At 34.7% G+C, this 19,040-nt stretch carries 14 protein-coding genes; 13 read left to right on the forward strand and 1 reads right to left on the reverse strand.

The genetic code is table 11. The features are described from left to right. Window positions 1-5: 5 nt before the first annotated feature. The 6 genes from ACTJIP_RS17120 (at window position 6) to ACTJIP_RS17145 (ending at window position 8,743) form a co-directional block, all read left to right on the forward strand. The gene (locus tag ACTJIP_RS17120; RefSeq protein WP_077413230.1) at window positions 6-593 is read left to right on the forward strand and encodes a thymidine kinase; all 588 of its coding nucleotides are present in this window, start codon (window positions 6-8) and stop codon (window positions 591-593) included. 165 nt (window positions 594-758) lie between these two features. Beyond that, window positions 759-3,206 carry a bifunctional UDP-N-acetylmuramoyl-tripeptide:D-alanyl-D-alanine ligase/alanine racemase gene (locus ACTJIP_RS17125; RefSeq protein ID WP_440704868.1) on the forward strand — a complete coding sequence of 816 codons (2,448 nt, stop codon included), beginning with the start codon at window positions 759-761 and terminating at the stop codon, window positions 3,204-3,206. Window positions 3,207-3,208: 2 nt separating this feature from the next. Further along, window positions 3,209-5,368 (forward strand): patatin-like phospholipase family protein, encoded by a 2,160-nt coding sequence (locus tag ACTJIP_RS17130; protein ID WP_077413228.1) that lies wholly within the window; start codon window positions 3,209-3,211, stop codon window positions 5,366-5,368. A gap of 4 nt (window positions 5,369-5,372) precedes the next feature. After that, a complete protein-coding gene (gene ybeY, locus ACTJIP_RS17135; protein WP_077413227.1) occupies window positions 5,373-5,792 on the forward strand; it encodes an rRNA maturation RNase YbeY in 420 nt (139 codons plus the stop codon). A 147-nt stretch (window positions 5,793-5,939) separates the two neighbouring features. Then, window positions 5,940-7,802, forward strand: coding sequence for a tRNA uridine-5-carboxymethylaminomethyl(34) synthesis enzyme MnmG (mnmG, locus tag ACTJIP_RS17140; protein WP_440704869.1), 1,863 nt, complete (start codon window positions 5,940-5,942; stop codon window positions 7,800-7,802). Window positions 7,803-7,921: 119 nt separating this feature from the next. Beyond that, window positions 7,922-8,743, forward strand: coding sequence for a class I SAM-dependent methyltransferase (locus ACTJIP_RS17145; RefSeq protein ID WP_440704870.1), 822 nt, complete (start codon window positions 7,922-7,924; stop codon window positions 8,741-8,743). Between the two features lie 1,649 nt (window positions 8,744-10,392). Here the strand turns inward: ACTJIP_RS17145 and ACTJIP_RS17150 are convergent. Continuing rightward, complete coding sequence (locus tag ACTJIP_RS17150; protein ID WP_180564873.1) at window positions 10,393-11,583, reverse strand: phosphoglycerate kinase; 1,191 nt, start codon at window positions 11,581-11,583, stop codon at window positions 10,393-10,395. Window positions 11,584-12,226: 643 nt separating this feature from the next. Here ACTJIP_RS17150 and rpiB point away from each other — a divergent pair. From rpiB to tsaB, 7 genes are all read left to right on the forward strand, one after another. Further along, window positions 12,227-12,661: a ribose 5-phosphate isomerase B gene (gene rpiB, locus ACTJIP_RS17155; RefSeq protein ID WP_027372149.1), complete on the forward strand. Its 435-nt coding sequence runs from the start codon at window positions 12,227-12,229 to the stop codon at window positions 12,659-12,661. Between the two features lie 335 nt (window positions 12,662-12,996). Beyond that, entirely contained in the window at window positions 12,997-15,150 is a 2,154-nt protein-coding gene (gene rnr, locus ACTJIP_RS17160; protein ID WP_428168393.1) for a ribonuclease R, read from the forward strand. 247 nt (window positions 15,151-15,397) lie between these two features. Then, window positions 15,398-16,084, forward strand: a complete 687-nt coding sequence (locus tag ACTJIP_RS17165; protein WP_077413223.1) for a LysE family translocator — start codon at window positions 15,398-15,400, stop codon at window positions 16,082-16,084. Then, window positions 16,081-17,010, forward strand: a complete 930-nt coding sequence (locus tag ACTJIP_RS17170; RefSeq protein WP_180564872.1) for a S66 peptidase family protein — start codon at window positions 16,081-16,083, stop codon at window positions 17,008-17,010. Before ACTJIP_RS17165 ends, ACTJIP_RS17170 begins: the two co-directional genes overlap by 4 nt. A 40-nt stretch (window positions 17,011-17,050) precedes the next feature. Continuing rightward, the gene (locus ACTJIP_RS17175) at window positions 17,051-17,422 is read left to right on the forward strand and encodes a YraN family protein (RefSeq protein WP_077413221.1); all 372 of its coding nucleotides are present in this window, start codon (window positions 17,051-17,053) and stop codon (window positions 17,420-17,422) included. Between the two features lie 80 nt (window positions 17,423-17,502). Further along, window positions 17,503-18,252: an SDR family NAD(P)-dependent oxidoreductase gene (locus tag ACTJIP_RS17180; RefSeq protein ID WP_440704871.1), complete on the forward strand. Its 750-nt coding sequence runs from the start codon at window positions 17,503-17,505 to the stop codon at window positions 18,250-18,252. A gap of 66 nt (window positions 18,253-18,318) precedes the next feature. Beyond that, window positions 18,319-18,993, forward strand: a complete 675-nt coding sequence (tsaB, locus tag ACTJIP_RS17185; RefSeq protein ID WP_219071984.1) for a tRNA (adenosine(37)-N6)-threonylcarbamoyltransferase complex dimerization subunit type 1 TsaB — start codon at window positions 18,319-18,321, stop codon at window positions 18,991-18,993. Window positions 18,994-19,040 lie beyond the last annotated feature (47 nt).

A 19,040-nucleotide genomic window follows, 5' to 3' on the forward strand; every position in this document is an offset into this window, starting at 1 on the left:
AACAAATGTTTTTAGAAAATACAATTAATCATTCCAAACAAAGTGGTTGGATGGAAGTGATTTGTGGCTCTATGTTTTCGGGTAAAACCGAGGAACTGATCCGCAGATTGCGAAGAGCGGAAATGGCAGGACAGAATGTGGAAATTTTTAAACCAAAAATGGATATACGATATTCTGAAGAGGATGTAGTATCTCATAATCAGAATAAAATCCGCAGTACATCAGTAGAAAATCCTAATGAAATTCTTCTGTTGGCTTCCAATTGTGATGTAGTAGCCATTGATGAAGCTCAGTTTTTTGATGAAAGTATTGTTGATGTTGCCAACCAGCTTGCCAATAGCGGGATCAGAGTGGTCATTGCAGGATTGGATATGGACTTTTTGGGCCGTCCGTTCGGGCCAATGCCCAATTTGATGGCTACTGCCGAGTATGTCACAAAGGTGCATGCTATTTGTAAGAGAACAGGTAATCTCGCCAACTATTCTATGAGAACTTCCCAGGGAGATAATCTGGTAGAATTGGGAGAAACTGAAAGCTATGAAGCAGTAAGCCGCCGTGTATTTATTGACGAAGTACTTTTAAAAAGAAAATAAGGGATTGAATACACCCATAAAAAATATTCACTCAATAAAAAATAAAAACGGGAAAGCAATAGAGTAAAATCTGGAAAAAAGAATCAGTATAAATTATAATTTTCTTACTTTCTTGAAGTTTTACTTCTGCTGTTTCGTTCAAAAAATAAAGCAGAAAGGGCACCAATGAACTATACAGTACAACACATTGCAGAAATCACCAATGCACAGATCATTGGAGACAGTAATTTAATGATCAAAAATATAGCGTATGACAGCAGGATTATTTATTCTACTAAAAATACAGCTTTTATTGCGATCAATACCCATAAAAATTCCGGCGAAAAATTTATAGATTCTGCAGTAGGCAGGGGAATCAATGTCATTATTTCTGAACATCATTATCCGGAGTTTGAAAATATAACCTGGCTTATTGTTGAAAATTCCGTGGAGTTTCTTCAAAAATTAGCAAAATATCATTTCGAAAATTCTCATTTACAATCTATCGGAATCACGGGAAGTAATGGTAAGACTATTTTAAAAGAGTGGTTATATCAATGCCTCTGGAATGAATTTCCTACTGTAAAAAGTCCTAAAAGTTTTAATTCTCAGATTGGTCTTCCGCTGTCTCTTCTTCAGATCAACAGTTCGTATAAGCTGGGAATTTTTGAAGTTGGAATTTCAAAACCACATGAGATGGATAAACTTGAAAATATGTTCCATCCTCAAATCGGGCTGCTCACCCACATCGGGACAGCTCATGCTGCCAATTTTTCTTCTGAAGAGCAACTCATTGATGAAAAGATCAGTCTTTTTAAAAATTCTGAAGTAATCATTTATAATGGTGACAATACTTTGGTTGAACAAAAAATTAAAAACTTCTATTCTGATAAAAAATTAATTTCTTACGGTTTTAAAAAAGAGAACCAGGTTTTCATCAAAAGCAATATTTCCAAGGATGACAACATTATTGTTGATTATTTTGGCGAAGAAATCAGTTTTCCTGCTCATCAGAGAGACGAAGCTACATTAACCAACGCTATGGCGCTTATCACAGTTCTCAAGGAACTGAATATCGAAAATAAAAAGATCGTTGAAAAAATCAACCTTTTAAAAGCCGTTGAAATGAGGCTTGAAGCGATCGAAGGAATTAAAGGCAATATTGTCATCAATGATTCTTTTAATCTTGATCTTGATTCATTGAAGACTGCCCTGCAATTTTTGAATGAATATAATAAGTCTAAAAAATCCCTGGTCTTAACTGACATCGTAGGGGTGAGTACCAACGTAAAAGAATTATATGAGGAAGTTTCTGAGCTGGTGAATGAACAGAATTTTGATTCTGTTTTCTTAATCGGTGATGAAATATCAAACTTCAGTGAATTATTTAAAGCTAAAACATATACATTTATTGACACTAAGGAGCTAATTGAAAGTAAGCATCTTACTGAAATAGAAAATCAGATTATCTTGCTAAAAGGAGCCAGAAAATTTGAGATTGAAAAGCTTAAAGATATTCTTGAGCTTAGAAAACATGATACGGTACTGGAAGTAAATCTTAATGCTATTCTTCACAATATCAACTATCATAAATCATTGCTGAAACCGGGAACTAAAATGATGGCAATGGTAAAAGCCAATGCTTATGGTCTGGGAAGTTATGAAGTATCAGAATTTCTTCAGCATCATCACATAGATTATCTGGGGGTAGCCTATGTGGATGAGGGAGTTGAACTTCGTAAAAAAGGAATCACAACTCCTATCATTGTTATGAATCCTGAGCAGCACAGCTATCAGACGATCATAGAATATAATCTGGAACCTGAAATTTACAGCTTCAGAGTGTTGGAATTATTCTATGAAGCCGTTCAGAAATCAGGTTATGATAAAAAATATCCTATCCATATTAAACTGGAAACTGGAATGCACCGTCTTGGTTTTAAAGATTTTGAACTGGATCAGTTAAGCGAAACCTTAAGCCAAAAAAATCTGAAAGTTCAGAGCATGTTCAGCCATTTATCATCTTCTGATATGCCTGAAGAAAAAGAATTTACTTTGAAGCAGCTGGAAGTTTTTGAAAAGAATTCCAGTTACCTGATAGAAAAATTAGAATACGCTCCGCTTCGTCATATTCTGAATTCATCCGGAATAACAAGCTATACCAATTATCAGTTTGATATGGTAAGAATCGGTATTGGAATGCTTGGAGAGTCACCGGATAATGAAATTCAAAAGCAACTGCAGTCTGTTGTAAGTTTTAAAACCGTAATTTCACAGATATCAATGGTTGAAAACGGAGAATCTGTAGGCTACAGCAGGAAGTATAAAGCTGATCATCTTACCAGAATTGCTACTATACCTGTTGGATATGCAGATGGTATTCCGAGATTGATAGGAAATCAGGTAGGAAATGTAGGTATCAACAAAGTCCTGGCACCAATTGTTGGAAACCTCTGTATGGATATGATGATGATTAATGTAGATAATATTCCAAATGTAAAAGAAGGCGATACTGTAACTGTTTTCAATGCCAAACCAAGTTTAAAAGAATTCGCAGGCTACTGCAAAACGATAACTTATGAAGTATTAACCTCCATTTCACCTCGGGTGAAACGGATTTATATAAAAGATTAACTATGAGAAAACTCCTGATTCTGCTTTCCATATTCCAACTGTTATTGATCCATTCTCAGGTAAAAAAAGATTTGGTGATTCCTAAAAATCCAAGGATAGGACTGTCGCTGGCCGGTGGCGGAGCCAAGGGGTTTTCACATGTAGGAGTTCTTAAAGTATTAGATTCATTGGGAGTGAAGGTGGACTATGTTTCCGGAACAAGTATGGGTGCCATTGTAGGGGGTTTGTATGCCGCAGGTTACTCCGGAAAAGAAATAGAAAAAATTGTCATGGATACGGATTTCTATTCTTTAATTATGGATCCAAAATCCAGGCAGGAAACCAGCTTTTTTAACAAATCTGTAGACAAATATCTTTTATCCATTCCGCTCAAAAACGGAAAAATCACACTTCCCTCTTCTATCAGTACTGGCCAAAGAAATGTTTATCTTCTGAAAGAACTTTTTAAAAATGTTTCCAATATTGAGGACTTTTCCAAAATGCCCATTCCATTCATGTGTGTTGCAACCAATCTGGAAAGCGGCAATATGCAGATCTTTGAAAAAGGAGATCTCGTACAATCTATTATGGCGAGTTCTGCTTTTCCTTCTTTAATGGATCCTGTTAAAATTGGCGACAGCATTTATATTGACGGGGCCATGACTGTAAACTATCCTTCAAAGCCTTTAAAGGATAAAGGAATCGATATTGTGATTGGAGTGGATCTTAATCAGGATCTTTCAAAAAGAGAGGATTTAAACAATATTATATCCATACTGAATCAGGTAATCGATTTCGGAATTAAGAAAGATACAAGAAAACAGTATAAATATACAGACATCAATATCAAACCCAACCTGAAGGGCATGTCTGCAACAAGCTATGACGATAAGAAGAAAATTCTGGACAGCGGATATGTAGAAGGGCTCAAATATTCACAAGTACTGGATCAATTGCCAAAGCGCCCTTTTGACCGCCTCAGACAACGCATAAACCCTATATATTCCAACGTATACAAGATAGATAGCATTTCTATTGAAGGAAGTAAAATATATGGTAAAAACTACACCCTGGGGAAAATGGGACTTCGTCTACCCTCTTTACAGACTTATGGAAGCATCAATAAAATGGTGGATAAATTGGTGGCGACAAATAATTATCGTTTTATCAATTATGATATCGTTCAGGAAAATGATGCCAACTACTTAAAGCTTTATGTCACTGAAGATGACACCCGCCATTTTATAAAATTCGGGCTGCATTATGATGAAGTTTTCAAAACTGGGCTTCTTTTAAATTATTCAGCAAAGAGGCTTTTATTTAAAAATTCAAATCTTTCCCTGGATGTTGTTGTGGGAGACCGCGTGAGATATTATATGAACTATTTTATAGATAACGGATACATTCCTGGATTTGGTCTTTATTCATCAGGAATGAGTTTCGATATAAAAAATGTTGATAATTATGTTGTAGACCGATGGGAATGGTTAAGAAATGAAGCCTATATACAGTCTATATGGAAGGATAAATTCGCCATCGGAGGTGGTATCAGCCATGATTATTTCAAAGCGGAAAACAGCAATGGAGACAACAGGCGTTACAGCCGTTTTCTGAACCCTTACATCTTCATAAAAACCGATACGCAGGATGATAAAGAGTTTCCTACCAAAGGAATTTATTTTGCTGCAGAAGGAAAGGTAGTGGATCTTTTAAAATCTGAAGTTGATAAAAGAATAATTCAGATCAAAGCAGATCTTAAAATCAATATTCCTCTGGGTAAACAATTCACTTACCGTCTGAACGTGTTTGGAGGGGTTACTATTGGTGAAAATCTTCCTGCTTACTACCAATACAGATTGGGTGGAATTTTTGAGCAGAATCTAATGAATTTTAAAAGTTTTGGAGGATTTTATTTTGCCCAGCTTTATACTAATAATGTGATATTAGCTTCAAACGATGTTCAGTTTAAATTTAACAAAAACTATTTCATCAGTGGAAACTTCAGCTTTGCTAACTTATCAAATGATATCAAGTTTGAAGACGCAGTTAAAGTAAATTATAGTTCCCTGGGAATTACGGCAGGTTACAAATCTCCTTTCGGGCAGATAAAAGTTAACTTCAGCCACTCACTTAAAAACAACCAAAAAGGTATATTCAGTGTTATTCTAGGACACTGGTTTTAAAAAAATGATACAGTTCTTTTACGAAAGCTTACCAGAGTCGGTAAGTACAGATTACAAAAAATGGCTGGAAGATCTTATTCTTTCAGAAGGAAAAAAGCCAGGAGAAATCAATTACATTTTCTGTGATGACGAATATCTTCTTAAGATTAATCAGGATTATTTGCAGCATGATTATTATACAGATATCATCACTTTTGATTATGTAAAAGGCAAGACAATAAGCGCTGAGATTTTCGTATCTTTGCAGCGCATTTCTGATAATGCCTCTACCCTATCCCGAGATTATGAAGAAGAATTAAGAAGAGTTTTAGCCCATGGTATTTTACACCTTATAGGCTATAAAGACAAGACGGAAGAGGAAGAAAAAGAGATGCGGAGAATGGAAGATTTGTACTTGGCCAAATACGTGGATTTAAAGTTTTAAAATTGAACAATCACTTAAAGTCCCATACCTAAAGTACTCAATTCTAGTAATAATATAACTTTACCTAGAGTGCATTCTTCAAAAATGTTTCACGTGAAACATTGGTTATAAAGATAAGGTTTAAAGCTTAAAACAAGCGAGATAAAAATGATTTCAGAAATATATGATGTAATAGTAGTAGGTGCCGGACATGCAGGTTGTGAAGCAGCAGCAGCCGCTGCCAACCTAGGTTCAAAAACACTACTCGTTACAATGAATATGCAGACCATCGGACAGATGAGTTGCAACCCGGCAATGGGCGGAATCGCAAAAGGACAGATCGTAAGAGAGATTGATGCAATGGGAGGATATTCCGGAATTGTAGCAGACAAATCTGCTATACAATTCAAAATGCTGAATCTTTCAAAAGGTCCTGCGATGTGGTCTCCGAGAACCCAAAATGACAGAATGCTTTTTGCCGAAGAATGGCGATTAGCATTAGAGAATACACCCAATCTTGATTTCTTTCAGGATATGGTGAAACAACTGATTGTTGAAAATAACAAAGTAACCGGAGTAGTTACTTCTTTAGGAATTGAGATTAAAGCAAAATCGGTAGTTCTTACTAACGGAACTTTTCTTAATGGTTTAATTCACGTTGGAGATAAACAATTAGGCGGAGGAAGAATGGGTGAACCAAGAGCATTTGGAATTACAGAACAATTGGTCACTTTAGGATTTGAAGCAGGAAGAATGAAAACCGGTACTCCACCAAGAGTAGATGGAAGAAGTTTGGATTACTCAAAAATGGAAGAACAAAAAGGAGATGAAAATCCTCAAAAGTTCAGCTATCTTGACACCCCAAAATTGACAAAACAATTAAGCTGCCATATCGTATATACGAACGAAACAGTACACGATATTTTGAGAGAAGGTTTTGACAGAAGCCCAATGTTCAATGGTACAATTCAAAGTTTAGGTCCAAGATACTGCCCAAGTATTGAAGATAAGATCAACCGTTTTGCAGAAAGAAACAGACACCAGCTATTCGTAGAACCGGAAGGATGGAAAACTGTAGAGATCTACGTAAACGGATTCAGTTCTTCTCTCCCTGAGGATGTACAGATCAAAGCAATGAAACATATTCCTGGATTTGAAAACGTAAAAGTGTTCCGCCCAGGTTATGCAATTGAATACGACTACTTCCCTCCTACCCAATTAAAACATACCCTGGAAACAAAATTAATTGATAATTTATATTTCGCAGGACAGATCAACGGAACAACAGGATATGAAGAAGCAGCAGGCCAAGGATTAATCGCCGGCATCAATGCTCACAATAAAGTTCATGAAAAAGGCGATTTCATTCTAAACAGAGATGAAGCTTATATCGGAGTCTTAATAGATGATCTTATCACAAAAGGAACTGAAGAGCCTTACAGAATGTTCACTTCACGTGCCGAATACAGGCTTCTTTTGAGACAAGATAATGCAGATATCAGATTAACTGAAAAAGCTTACCACTTAGGATTGGCAAAAGAAGACAGATTAAGAAGGATGGAAACTAAAGTATCTGAAAGTCAAGCACTTGAAGAATTCCTTCGCGAAACTTCTTTAAAACCAGGTATCATCAACCCTGTTCTTGAATCTATAGAAAGCAATCCGGTAGATCAGGCATATAGAGCAGCACAAATTCTTACCAGACCTCATATGACATTAGGAAAACTGGATGAAATTGATTTCATTAAAGAAGTTTCAAGCCAATACAACAATGAAGTAAGAGAACAGGCTGAGATCAATATTAAATATAAAGGATATATTGAGAAAGAAAAAGAAAATGTAGCCAAACTAAACCGTCTGGAAAATATTAAAATTCCTGAGGATTTTGATTACACAAAGCTTTCAAGTCTTTCTGCAGAAGCAAAACAGAAGATGTCTAACGTACGTCCAAAGACTATTGCCCAGGCAGGAAGAATAAGTGGAGTTTCTCCAGCCGATATCAACGTTTTACTAGTCTATTTAGGACGTTAAAAAAGATATGTTTCACGTGAAACATAAAAAATAATAAAGCAAAAATTAAGGTATTTGTGAGCATACATCAAGCTCTGGATATCTTAATTTTTTTTACAATATAAAAGATAACGATTTCAATGAAAATAAAAGATCATTTTTTTTCACAGGAAATTTTTGAAATTAAAGAGACAGAAACAAAAGGAGTCTTCAAGACCACTCCTATTCCATCCGATATTTCCAGATATTATGAAAGTGAAGATTACATTTCTCATCATCAGGATTCCGGAAGTCTGAAAGAAAAGCTTTATAAATTCCTTCAGTCTTTTAATCTTCAATACAAGAAAAATGTATTGGTAGACAGAATAAAAAAAGGATCAAAAGTTCTTGATTATGGATGCGGTGCCGGAGAATTTGTTAAATTTATAGAAAATGATTTTGAAACTTTCGGTTTTGAACCAGATGCAGATGCAAGAAAAGCAGCACAAGGAAAAATAACGAAAGCTTCTATATTAGATAATATCAATGCAATTGAAGAAAACAGCTTAGATGCTATTACCCTATGGCATGTGTTTGAACATATCGAGAACCAGGATGAAATGCTTAGTGCATTTCACGGGAAATTAAAAGAAAAAGGAATTCTTATTATTGCTGTTCCCAACCCTACTTCATATGATGCAAAACATTATAAAGAATATTGGGCCGCCTATGATGTACCCAGACACATTTATCATTTTTCAAAAGTTGGAATGGAAAATCTGATTTCAAAAAAACCAAACTGGAAAATGAGAAAAATAAAACCTTTAGTGCTAGACTCCTATTACATCTCAATGTTGAGCGAAAAATACAAAAAATCACCCCTTTTTTGGGTAAAAGCAGTAGTCTACGGAACAATTTCAAACGTAAAAGCATTATTTTCCAACGAATTTTCAAGTTTGATATACATTATCGAAAAAAGATAGAAAGTGGATTTTTGACCCATTTATGAAGGTCGGATTTTAGCATTTCAAGGCTTAAAAAATAAAAACTCAGGATTTTTCTCCTGAGTTTTCTATTTTTCAACTAAAATCATTTAGAAAAAGGAAACTTAAAAATTTAAGATCCTTATAATTTTTATAATAAATACTCCCCTACTCCATTTCAATTAAAAAAGAAAAATCAAGAACTCTTATTCTTGATTCAGTTAAAGTATTGCTTTAATCATTTATCTACTTTCCAGTTTCTGAACAAAATTGATCCAAAAAACACAAAAACAGATATTAGAAATTAAATCCTGACAAAAAAGGTGCAAATCTTGATTCAAAATTACTCAAGATGTAAATACTCGGGAAAATTTAGTTTTTAGATTTTAAAGGTGATTATAAAGGTCGATTTTTGGGGACTTCATTGGAAAAAATAAAAAATTAAGAGCCTTAGTAAATTTCTTTTTGATCAAATCCAAAATCTAAAATCTGTTTAGTCAAAAAATTTTATGTTCAACCAGAAAAGGAAATTTAAAATCCGGAATATAAAACTCCCCTACTCTATTCTATCTTTCACATAAAAAATTTTCAAAGAAATTTCTTTAGGTTAATTTAAAGTTCAAAAAAATAATGAAGTTGAAAATTCTGATAGAATAAAAAGTACCGAAAAAAATTACTGGTTGCAGAAAAGAGTAAAGCAAATATATTTCAAAAAAATTCTTGAAATTATTTTTCTTGAAAACTGAGTTCATCCTTCATTTTATAGTATTCAATAAATAATTTCTAATTTTTAACTACCCTTTAAAGTAAAAACAGCATATAATTTAACAATAAAAAATAGTTTAAAAACTGATATACAATACATTACAACACTATCATTAATATGTGAAATAAAAAAATATAAAATTCAGATAAAAATAAAGCTTAAACATATAAAACTTGCTCTTTAAATTAAAAAAAATACTAACAAGTCACATACATATGTAAATTATGGTGACAATTGAATTTTACACCATTGTCATTGACTATGGACGAATCATCGATTTCTGACGAAGGAAAAATCTCATGTAAAGCTTAGATTCCTCATTTCACTACGTTACATTCAAAATGACAGCGTCACAATAGTAATATAGCAGGATTAATGCAAAGTTGTATATAATTACCTAAATTATTATAGAGTTTAAAGGTTCAATGAAACTCCAAGATCCAATTTAAGCAATCACAGATTCTTCGGCAAAAAATTGTTATCAGAAAATACTCTTAGCTTTCAGAAATTTTATGTCACATCACGTCATTTTATCAATCTAATGTTTGTAAAATACAACATGATAATTAATAAAAAAAAGATATCATGATATCTCAAAAAAGTACAAATTCATATCAAAAATCATAGCTAATCTATCACAAAAATCTGGTTATGAAAACAAGAACACATTCTTTCTAATCCCAAATTTTAAAAAGAAAAACTAAGCACACAATTTATTAAATACCTAAGTGACTGAAAACGAATTCAAGTCAAACCAATATAACTACAGGTTATATCTAAGATACTATGAAAAATCCGATCAATAAAGGAATTTTTTATAAATTCAAAAACAAAAAAACCTGCTAATATAATTAGCAGGCTATAAAATATCTTTAATTTTTATTTAATTGTTGATTGCAGCTACACCTGGTAACTCAAGTCCTTCAAGACTTTCAAGCATGGCACCACCACCGGTAGAAACATAACTTACCTGATCCGCATATCCGAATTGCTTAACAAAAGCAACACTGTCTCCTCCTCCAACTAAAGAGAAAGCTCCTAATCTGGTAGCCTCTGCAATACTCTCACCTAATGCAACAGTTCCGCCAGCAAAATTTGACATTTCAAAAACTCCGATTGGCCCATTCCAAAGAATAGTTCTTGAATTTAACAATACATCATTAAACTGATCTCTTGATTTATGGCCTGCATCAAGGCCCATCCATCCTTCAGGGATTGCATAGATATCAGCTTCTTTTCTTTCCACATCATTACTAAAACTTTCAGCGATAATAGCATCAGAAGGAAGATATACTTTTACTTTATGTTCTTTTGCTTTGCCTAAAATCTCAAGAGCTAAAGGAAGTTTATCTTCTTCTACTAAAGAATTACCAATTTTTCCTCCAAGAGCCTTAATAAAGGTAAATGCCATCCCTCCACCGATGATCAGATTGTCAACAGCAGGAAGGATATTTTCTATAATGGTGATTTTAGTTGAAACTTTAGAACCACCAAGGATAGCTGTAACAGGTCTCTCACCACTCTTTAATACTTTATCAATAGCTTTAAGTTCATTAGCCATTAATAAACCGAAATACTTAGTTGAAGGAAAATATTGAGCGATTACTGCTGTAGAAGCATGAGCTCTATGTGCAGTCCCGAATGCATCATTTACATAAGCATCTCCTAGTTTAGAAAGTTTCTCAGCAAAACCTGCATCTCCTTTTTCTTCTTCATTATGAAAACGTACATTTTCCAATAATAAGATCTCCCCTGGTTTCAGATCTGCAGCAGCCTGTTCCGCTTTTTCTCCGATACATTCATCAACAAACTTTACCTCCTGTCCAAGAACAGCAGAAACTTCGCCAAGAATATGTTTAAGAGAAAATTCATCTTTCACTTCTCCCTTTGGTCTTCCAAGGTGTGTGATTAAGATGACAGAACCACCATCATTAAGGATCTTTTCCACTGTTGGTTTTACAGCAACAATTCTTGTATTGTCTGTCACCTTCAGCTGATCGTCCTGAGGAACATTAAAGTCCACTCTTACCAGAGCTTTCTTATCTTTAAAATTGAAATCATTGATTGTTTTCATAAGCAGATTTATTTTTGTCAAAGTTCTATGAAGTCTCGCTGGCCAGATCCCGGTTTGCATTTCCGCAAATCCAGCGGAGACAAATTCATGAAACTCATTGAATTTTCGTTTCACAAATGTAAGGTTTTAAACTTTTTCAACAGATTGATTAAAATAAAAGTTTTCAAAAACTTTCCCCGAACCCAATCACCCATTAATCAACAATTTTTTCTCTTTATAAAAAAAGAATAATGTAGTTGTTGTTGAGTGTTGTTAGTTTCGGGGATAAGTTTTAGGCTAAAAATTGATAACATTCAACTTTTATTCAATTCATATTTAACTCACAATATAAATCCTTGTAAACCCGCTATTTCACATACTTATTAACAAATGTTGGTAACTTTGAAATCAAGCCATTATTAGTTATTTTATTATGGAAAAATCTGGGGATAGCTGAAGAAAACATCTGGAAAGTTGTGGTAAAAATTTGCGGAAAGAATTTCTATTACGAAATAAATTGATCTTTAAAAATAGAAAGTTGAGAAAAGTTTTCCACAGTTATTAACATACCTCTTAACAATTAACTCAGGGTTTACTAACACGAATTGTTATTATTCTTACCTTTGTAAGGAAATAAAATCTAATAAAGCTTAATAAGAGTATTATGAAAAGAAAAATTGCTATTGCAGCGGACCATGCAGGCTATGAATATAAGGAGATTGTTAAGAACTATCTTTCAGAACGATTTGAAGTTCAGGATTTTGGAACGTTTTCCACAAACAGTGTGGATTATCCGGACTTTGTACACCCTGCTGCAACCTCTGTGGAAAACGGAGAAAATGAGCTTGGAATTCTTATCTGTGGAAGCGGAAACGGGGTTCAGATCACTGCAAACAAACACCAGAAAATAAGATGCGCTCTTTGCTGGATGCCGGAGATTGCAACGCTGGCAAGACAGCATAATGATGCCAATATGATTTCAATGCCTGCGAGATTTATATCAAAGGAACTGGCGATTGAGATTGTAGATAAATTTCTTTCAACAGATTTCGAAGGTGGAAGACACCAGAACAGAGTTGATAAAATTGCAGTTTGCTAAATATACTAAGGCTTGTAAATTACATTACAAGCCTTATTTATTTTTTATTCGTATATTTGCAGTGTCCAATAGAAATTACATTCTATTATTCTCTAAAGCCTTTCTTATATTTGAAACATATTTAATAGAAGGTTTTTCTCTTTTCTTCTCAAGAATTGTATTAAATTTATACAAAACTAAAGCTCCCGTTCTAAGTAAACTGAAAGATAATTTCTGATGATGTACGGAAAGAATCTAATGATGAAATTGAATAACCTTTATAAGGAATGAACGGGGAAGATTTATAGAAAGGTTTTATTTTAAGTAAGACCAAAATAATTAAAAGAAAATTAAAAATGCCAAAAAAAAGAAAATATATAAGTCATAAAAATGATTTAAAAATGATGGAGATCGGAAGATTGATCCTCCGTTTTATGAATGCGAATTCATCAAAAATTTATAATTATAAGCAGATCGCTGATGGAATAGATTATAAAAATCCAAGACAAAGAGAACTTGTCATCCAGGCACTGCACAAACTTCAGGGATCTGAAAAGATCAAAGAAGTAGAAAAAGGAAAATATATAGTGAACCTGAAAATTGCAGGAACGCTTACTGGAATTATTGACTTCAACCAAAGTGGAAATGCTTACGTAAATGTGGAAGGATTGGAAGATGATGTCTTCATTCACGCCAAAAATGTGAAGGATGCTCTGCAGGGAGATAAGGTTCTTATTATAACTTATCATTATAAAGGAAAGAAATTGGAAGGTTCCGTTCTGGAGGTTTTGGAACGTACCAGAACTGAATTTGTAGGAACATTTCAGAAGGTGGCTCATAAAGATTTCGGCTTCGTTGTTTGCGATAAAAAATCAATCAATACAGACATCTTTATTTCAAAAGCGAAGTTCAACAATGCTGAAGATGGAGATAAGGTCATCGTAAAAATGACTGAATGGAGACCTGGAGATAAAAACCCTGAAGGAGAAATTATCAAGGTGCTGGGTGCTCCGGGAGAACACGAAACAGAGATCCACTCTATTCTTGCAGAATATGGCCTGCCTTACGAATTTCCACAGGAAGTTGAGGCCGATGCCGATAAAATAGACAGAAGTATTACTGATGAAGAAGCTGCAAAGCGTTGGGATATGCGTAACATCTGTACATTTACGATTGACCCTAAGGATGCGAAAGATTTTGATGATGCCTTATCCATAAGAAAACTGGAAAATGGCAACTGGGAAATTGGTGTTCATATTGCTGATGTATCTCATTATGTAGTTCCGGGAACTATTCTTGATGATGAAGCATATAATAGAGCTACTTCAGTATATCTTGTTGACAGAGTTGTTCCGATGCTGCCGGAAGTTTTGAGTAATGATGTTTGTTCCCTTCGTCCTAACGAAGATAAATATACTTTTTCAGCAGTTTTTGAACTGAATGACGAGGCTGAAATTCAGAAACAGTGGTTTGGAAGAACGGTAATCCATTCAGACAGAAGATTTACTTATGAAGAAGCTCAGGAACGTATCGAAAGCGGGCAGGGAGACCTGGCAGAAGAGATCAATACTCTTGATAAGCTGGCAAAGATTATGCGTAATGAACGTATAAGAAGAGGTGCTATTACTTTTGACAGAAGTGAAGTAAGATTCAATCTTGATGAAAATAATGAACCGATTGGAGTTTACTTTAAAATAAGCAAAGACTCGAATCACCTGATTGAAGAATTCATGCTTTTAGCCAATAAAAAAGTATCTGAATATGTTTCTCTGAGCAGAAAAGGTGAAATCACCAACAATACATTTATTTACAGGGTTCATGATGATCCGGATCCTGCAAAATTAGAATCGTTAAGAGACTTCGTTGCTACTTTCGGATACAAAATGGATCTGGCCAATACCAAAAAGGTTGCCGCATCTTTAAATAAACTTCTTCATGATGTGAAAGGAAAAGGAGAAGAAAACATGATTGAAACACTTGCAATGAGAAGTATGAGCAAAGCGGTGTATTCTACTGAACCTATTGGCCACTATGGCTTAGGTTTTGAGTATTACAGTCACTTTACCTCTCCTATCCGTCGTTATCCGGATTTGCTTGCACACCGTCTTCTTCAGCATTATCTGGACGGAGGAAAATCTCCAAACAGAGGGGAACTTGAAGATAAAGCAAAACACTGCAGTGCCATGGAAAGACTGGCTGCAGATGCGGAAAGAGACTCTATCAAGTTTATGCAGGTGAAATTCATGGAAAAACACCTGGGAGAAACTTTCAGAGGGGTTATTTCCGGAGTGGCAGAATTCGGTTTCTGGGTTGAAATTCCTGAAAACGGAGCGGAGGGACTGATCAAACTTAGAGACCTTGTAGACGACTCATATATGTATGATGCAAAATCCCATGCGGTATACGGAATAAGACACGGAAACAAGTATCAGTTGGGAGATGAAGTTCAGATCAAAGTGGTAAAAGCTAATCTGATCCAGAAGCAGCTTGACTTCCAGATTGTGAAGTAAGAAATAGGTCTTAAAATAAGACTCCAGATAAAATTATAAAGAGGCTGAATGTTCATGAACATTCAGCCTTTTATTTTTTGAAGCAAAAAACTTTTGAATATACCCTCCTCTCCTATTTTCTTAAAAAATTTACATTAAACTCTCCTTAAAATCCACTTGATATATCACAACTTTATTGAATAATTAAATCATAAAGTATAACTTTGTATAAAACGAAATGAATTTTTTTCATTTTAAAACACATTAAATGCTAGAACTTGTACTATCGGCTGTCATATTAGGATTCATGCTGAGCTTGGTTTTTATAGGACCTATATTTTTCCTGTTAATAGAAACCAGCTTTTCCAGAGGCCCAAAACATGCCTTATCATTGGATCTTGGAGTTATCACTGCAGATTTATTATGTATTGTAGCGGCGTATTATGCCAGTACAGATATTGTAGCTTTAATTGATAAACATCCTGGCTTCTACAGGATCACTTCCATTCTTATTTTTATTTATGGGATTGTGATGTTGGTTACCAAAACCAAGATGCATATGCCTGGTGAAGAGAAGATTATTGGCCAAAATTATATTAAAACATTTTTCAATGGTTTTTTCTTTAATCTTTTGAATGTAGGAGTCATCCTTTTCTGGCTGGTAACGGTAATTTCTGTGAGGAATCAATATCCGGACACCAGCAGTTTTATTTTATACATAGGGATCGTACTGGCCACTTACCTTTCAATAGATCTTGCTAAAATATTTCTTGCCAAGCAATTTCACGATAAATTAACACAAAAGCTGGCGAACCAAATCAGAAGAGTTGTCGGCTGTATTCTTATTATCTTCAGTTTCTTTATCTTCCTGCAGAGTTTCAAAAAGTTCAATCAGTTTGAAAGACAACTGGAGGAAGCAGAAAAGAAAGAAGTAAAATATCAAAAAACAGAATGAAAAAAATGATCTTTCCAAAGTCCCTTAAAAAAGGTGACAAAATAGCTGTTATTTCCCCTGCAGGAGCGGTAGATGCCTCTCAAATGGAAAAGGGAATAGAAATGATTAAAAGTAGAGGTTTTGACCCCGTTCTCGGGGAACATCTTTACACCAGATTTTCAAACGGATATAATTATGCCGGAACAGAACAGGAAAGAATAAAAGATATCAACTGGGCTTTAAATGATACAGAAATCAGAGCGGTATGGGCTTCCAGAGGAGGCTATGGCTGTCAGCACCTGATTCAGCACCTAAAAATGAAGGGTTTTACAGAAAATCCAAAATGGTATATCGGCTATTCTGATAATACGGTTATACAAAGCTATCTGTTAAAGAAAGGCTTTGCATCCATTCATGGGCAGACCATTAAAACATCAAGTTTCGGCGTTACTGATGAAAGCTATGATCTGATCTTTGATATCCTCAAAGGAAAAACTCCAAAATACACCCTTGAATCAAATCAATTCAATAAAGAAGGGAATATTGAAGGAGAATTGGTTGGAGGAAATTTAGCCCTTATCTATGCCCTTTTAGGAACAAAATATTCTTTTGACTTTAAAGATAAAATCTTGTTTATTGAAGATATCGGAGAAAATTTCTATGCCCTGGATCGCATGATTATGAGTCTGGAGCTGGCAGGAGTCTTCAGTAAGATCAAAGGACTTATCGTTGGCGGGATGACTAATATGGGAGACGAAAAGGAAAATAAAAGCTATGAAGAAAGCTTTGATGAATTTGCCTATAAACTGATCTCGGAGAGAATTTCAAAATATAAATTCCCTGTAGTATTTGCTTTCCCGAATGGACACATTAAAGATAACCGGCCACTTTTAATTGGTGGTAATCTTAAAATGAAAGTTGGAACTAAAGTAAAGCTCGAATTTTAAAAAGACGACTCTCCTATCTTCAAACTCTTAAATACAAAATATGGCTGATCACAACGATTTTGGAAAAATAGCAGAAGATATGGCCGCCGGTTATCTTCAGAAAAAAGGCTGCAAAATCCTTGTGAGAAATTACCGTTTTCAAAAAGCGGAGATTGATATTATTGCTGAAAAAGATAATCTGATTATCATAGTGGAAGTGAAAGCAAGATCTACTGATGCATTTATGCTCCCTCAGGAAGCTGTAACCAAAGCAAAAATAAAATCAATTGTTTCTGCAGCCAATCATTATCTCGAAGAATTTAATAAAGATAACGAAGTCAGATTTGATATTATCTCCGTTCTTCCTGATGAAAACAGAAACTTAAAAGTTGACCACATAGCTGATGCTTTTCAGGCATTGGATGCAAATTAATAAATCAATAACAATGTATGAAGGGAATAATATCATACTCCAGGTAAAGTATTCCATTCATATCGTTAATAAGCAATTTTATGAAGACAATATTAATCACCGGAGCAACTTCCGGCATAGGTAAAGCCACTGCAGAACTTCTTGCAAAACAAGGAAACAGAATCATCATCTGTGGAAGAAGAAGTGAAGTACTGGAAGCTGTAAAATCAGAGCTATCTCATTATACCGAAATATTTAGTTTATTGTTTGATGTAAGGAATCTTAAAGAAGTGGAAGCAGCCATTGATTCGCTTCCTGAAAACTGGAAAGAAATTGATATTCTGATCAATAATGCAGGAAATGCTCATGGGTTGGACCCTCTTTCTGCCGGCAAGACTGATGACTGGGATTCTATGATTGACGGGAATGTAAAGGGACTACTCTATGTTTCTAAAATGATCATCCCGATTATGAAAACTAAAAATTTAGGTCATATAGTAAATATCAGTTCTGTAGCGGCAAGGCAAACCTATGCGAATGGAGTAGTGTACTGTGCAACGAAGAAAGCTGTAGACGTTATTTCAGAAGGAATGAGACTGGAGCTTACGGAATTTGGGATCAAAGTAACCAATATTCAGCCGGGAGCTGTAGAAACCGATTTCTCTTTGGTAAGATTCAAAGGTGACAGTGAGAAAGCTTCAACAGTGTATGCAGGCTATGATGCTCTGAAAGCTGAAGACATTGCGGATGCCATTGCTTATTGTGTGAATGCTCCGAAACATGTTACCGTTTCAGACATGACAATCTACCCGAGTGCTCAGGCAGAACCGAGAACGATTTATAGAAAATAGTCAAAATAATGGACTAAATTTGCAGAATATTAAAAGCAATTTTGCTGTTTAGCTTAAAACAAAAAAATGAAAATTCTATATCTGGAAACATCTTCCAAAAACTGTTCAGTAGCGGTATCAGACAATGAAAAACTGCTGTGTGTATGTGAAGAAGTTTCTGAAAATTATAAACAATCTGAAAGCCTTCATACCTATGTAGAATGGGCGTTGGAAGGGGCTGGAATTGCTCTTAAAGATATCGAAGCCGTTTCTTTGGGGAAAGGTCCCGGATCTTACACAGGCTTGAGGATTGGTGCAGCCTCTGCAAAAGGATTCTGCTATGGTCTTAAAGTTCCATTGATTGCTATAAACTCCCTTGAAAGCATGATAGAGCCCTTTTTAGACAATAACTATGATTTTATAGTGCCTTTGATTGACGCGAGGAGAATGGAGGTGTATACGGCCGTTTATGATGGAAATACGGGAAAAGAATTATCTGAGACCGAAGCCAAGATTTTGGACGAAACTTCTTTTGAAGAATTCAGAGATAAAAAAGTATTGTTTGTAGGTGATGGTGCCAAGAAAGCAAAAGAGATTCTGAATCTTCCTGATGCTGTTTTTAACGAGAATGTGTATCCTTCTGCGAAATATCTTATCAAAAAGACATTGGAAAAAATAGGAAATAAAGAATTTGAAGATATGGCTTATTTTGAGCCTTTCTATCTCAAAGATTTCCATGGAGTAAAGAAGAAGAACCCGTAAGATTATTAGTTCAAATAATAAATAACTGCATAAAAAAAGCGAAGAGT

The sequence above is a fragment of the Chryseobacterium sp. 22543 genome, assembly GCF_052044565.1.
Classification (GTDB): Bacteria; Bacteroidota; Bacteroidia; order Flavobacteriales; family Weeksellaceae; genus Chryseobacterium.

Coding starts and splice junctions, on each gene's coding strand:
- ACTJIP_RS17120 (WP_077413230.1), top strand. CDS start 6: ATGTTTTTAGAAAATACAATTAATCATTCCAAACAAAGTGGTTGGATG.
- ACTJIP_RS17125 (WP_440704868.1), top strand. CDS start 759: ATGAACTATACAGTACAACACATTGCAGAAATCACCAATGCACAGATC.
- ACTJIP_RS17130 (WP_077413228.1), top strand. CDS start 3,209: ATGAGAAAACTCCTGATTCTGCTTTCCATATTCCAACTGTTATTGATC.
- ybeY (WP_077413227.1), top strand. CDS start 5,373: ATGATACAGTTCTTTTACGAAAGCTTACCAGAGTCGGTAAGTACAGAT.
- mnmG (WP_440704869.1), top strand. CDS start 5,940: ATGATTTCAGAAATATATGATGTAATAGTAGTAGGTGCCGGACATGCA.
- ACTJIP_RS17145 (WP_440704870.1), top strand. CDS start 7,922: ATGAAAATAAAAGATCATTTTTTTTCACAGGAAATTTTTGAAATTAAA.
- ACTJIP_RS17150 (WP_180564873.1), bottom strand. CDS start 11,583: ATGAAAACAATCAATGATTTCAATTTTAAAGATAAGAAAGCTCTGGTA.
- rpiB (WP_027372149.1), top strand. CDS start 12,227: ATGAAAAGAAAAATTGCTATTGCAGCGGACCATGCAGGCTATGAATAT.
- rnr (WP_428168393.1), top strand. CDS start 12,997: ATGCCAAAAAAAAGAAAATATATAAGTCATAAAAATGATTTAAAAATG.
- ACTJIP_RS17165 (WP_077413223.1), top strand. CDS start 15,398: ATGCTAGAACTTGTACTATCGGCTGTCATATTAGGATTCATGCTGAGC.
- ACTJIP_RS17170 (WP_180564872.1), top strand. CDS start 16,081: ATGAAAAAAATGATCTTTCCAAAGTCCCTTAAAAAAGGTGACAAAATA.
- ACTJIP_RS17175 (WP_077413221.1), top strand. CDS start 17,051: ATGGCTGATCACAACGATTTTGGAAAAATAGCAGAAGATATGGCCGCC.
- ACTJIP_RS17180 (WP_440704871.1), top strand. CDS start 17,503: ATGAAGACAATATTAATCACCGGAGCAACTTCCGGCATAGGTAAAGCC.
- tsaB (WP_219071984.1), top strand. CDS start 18,319: ATGAAAATTCTATATCTGGAAACATCTTCCAAAAACTGTTCAGTAGCG.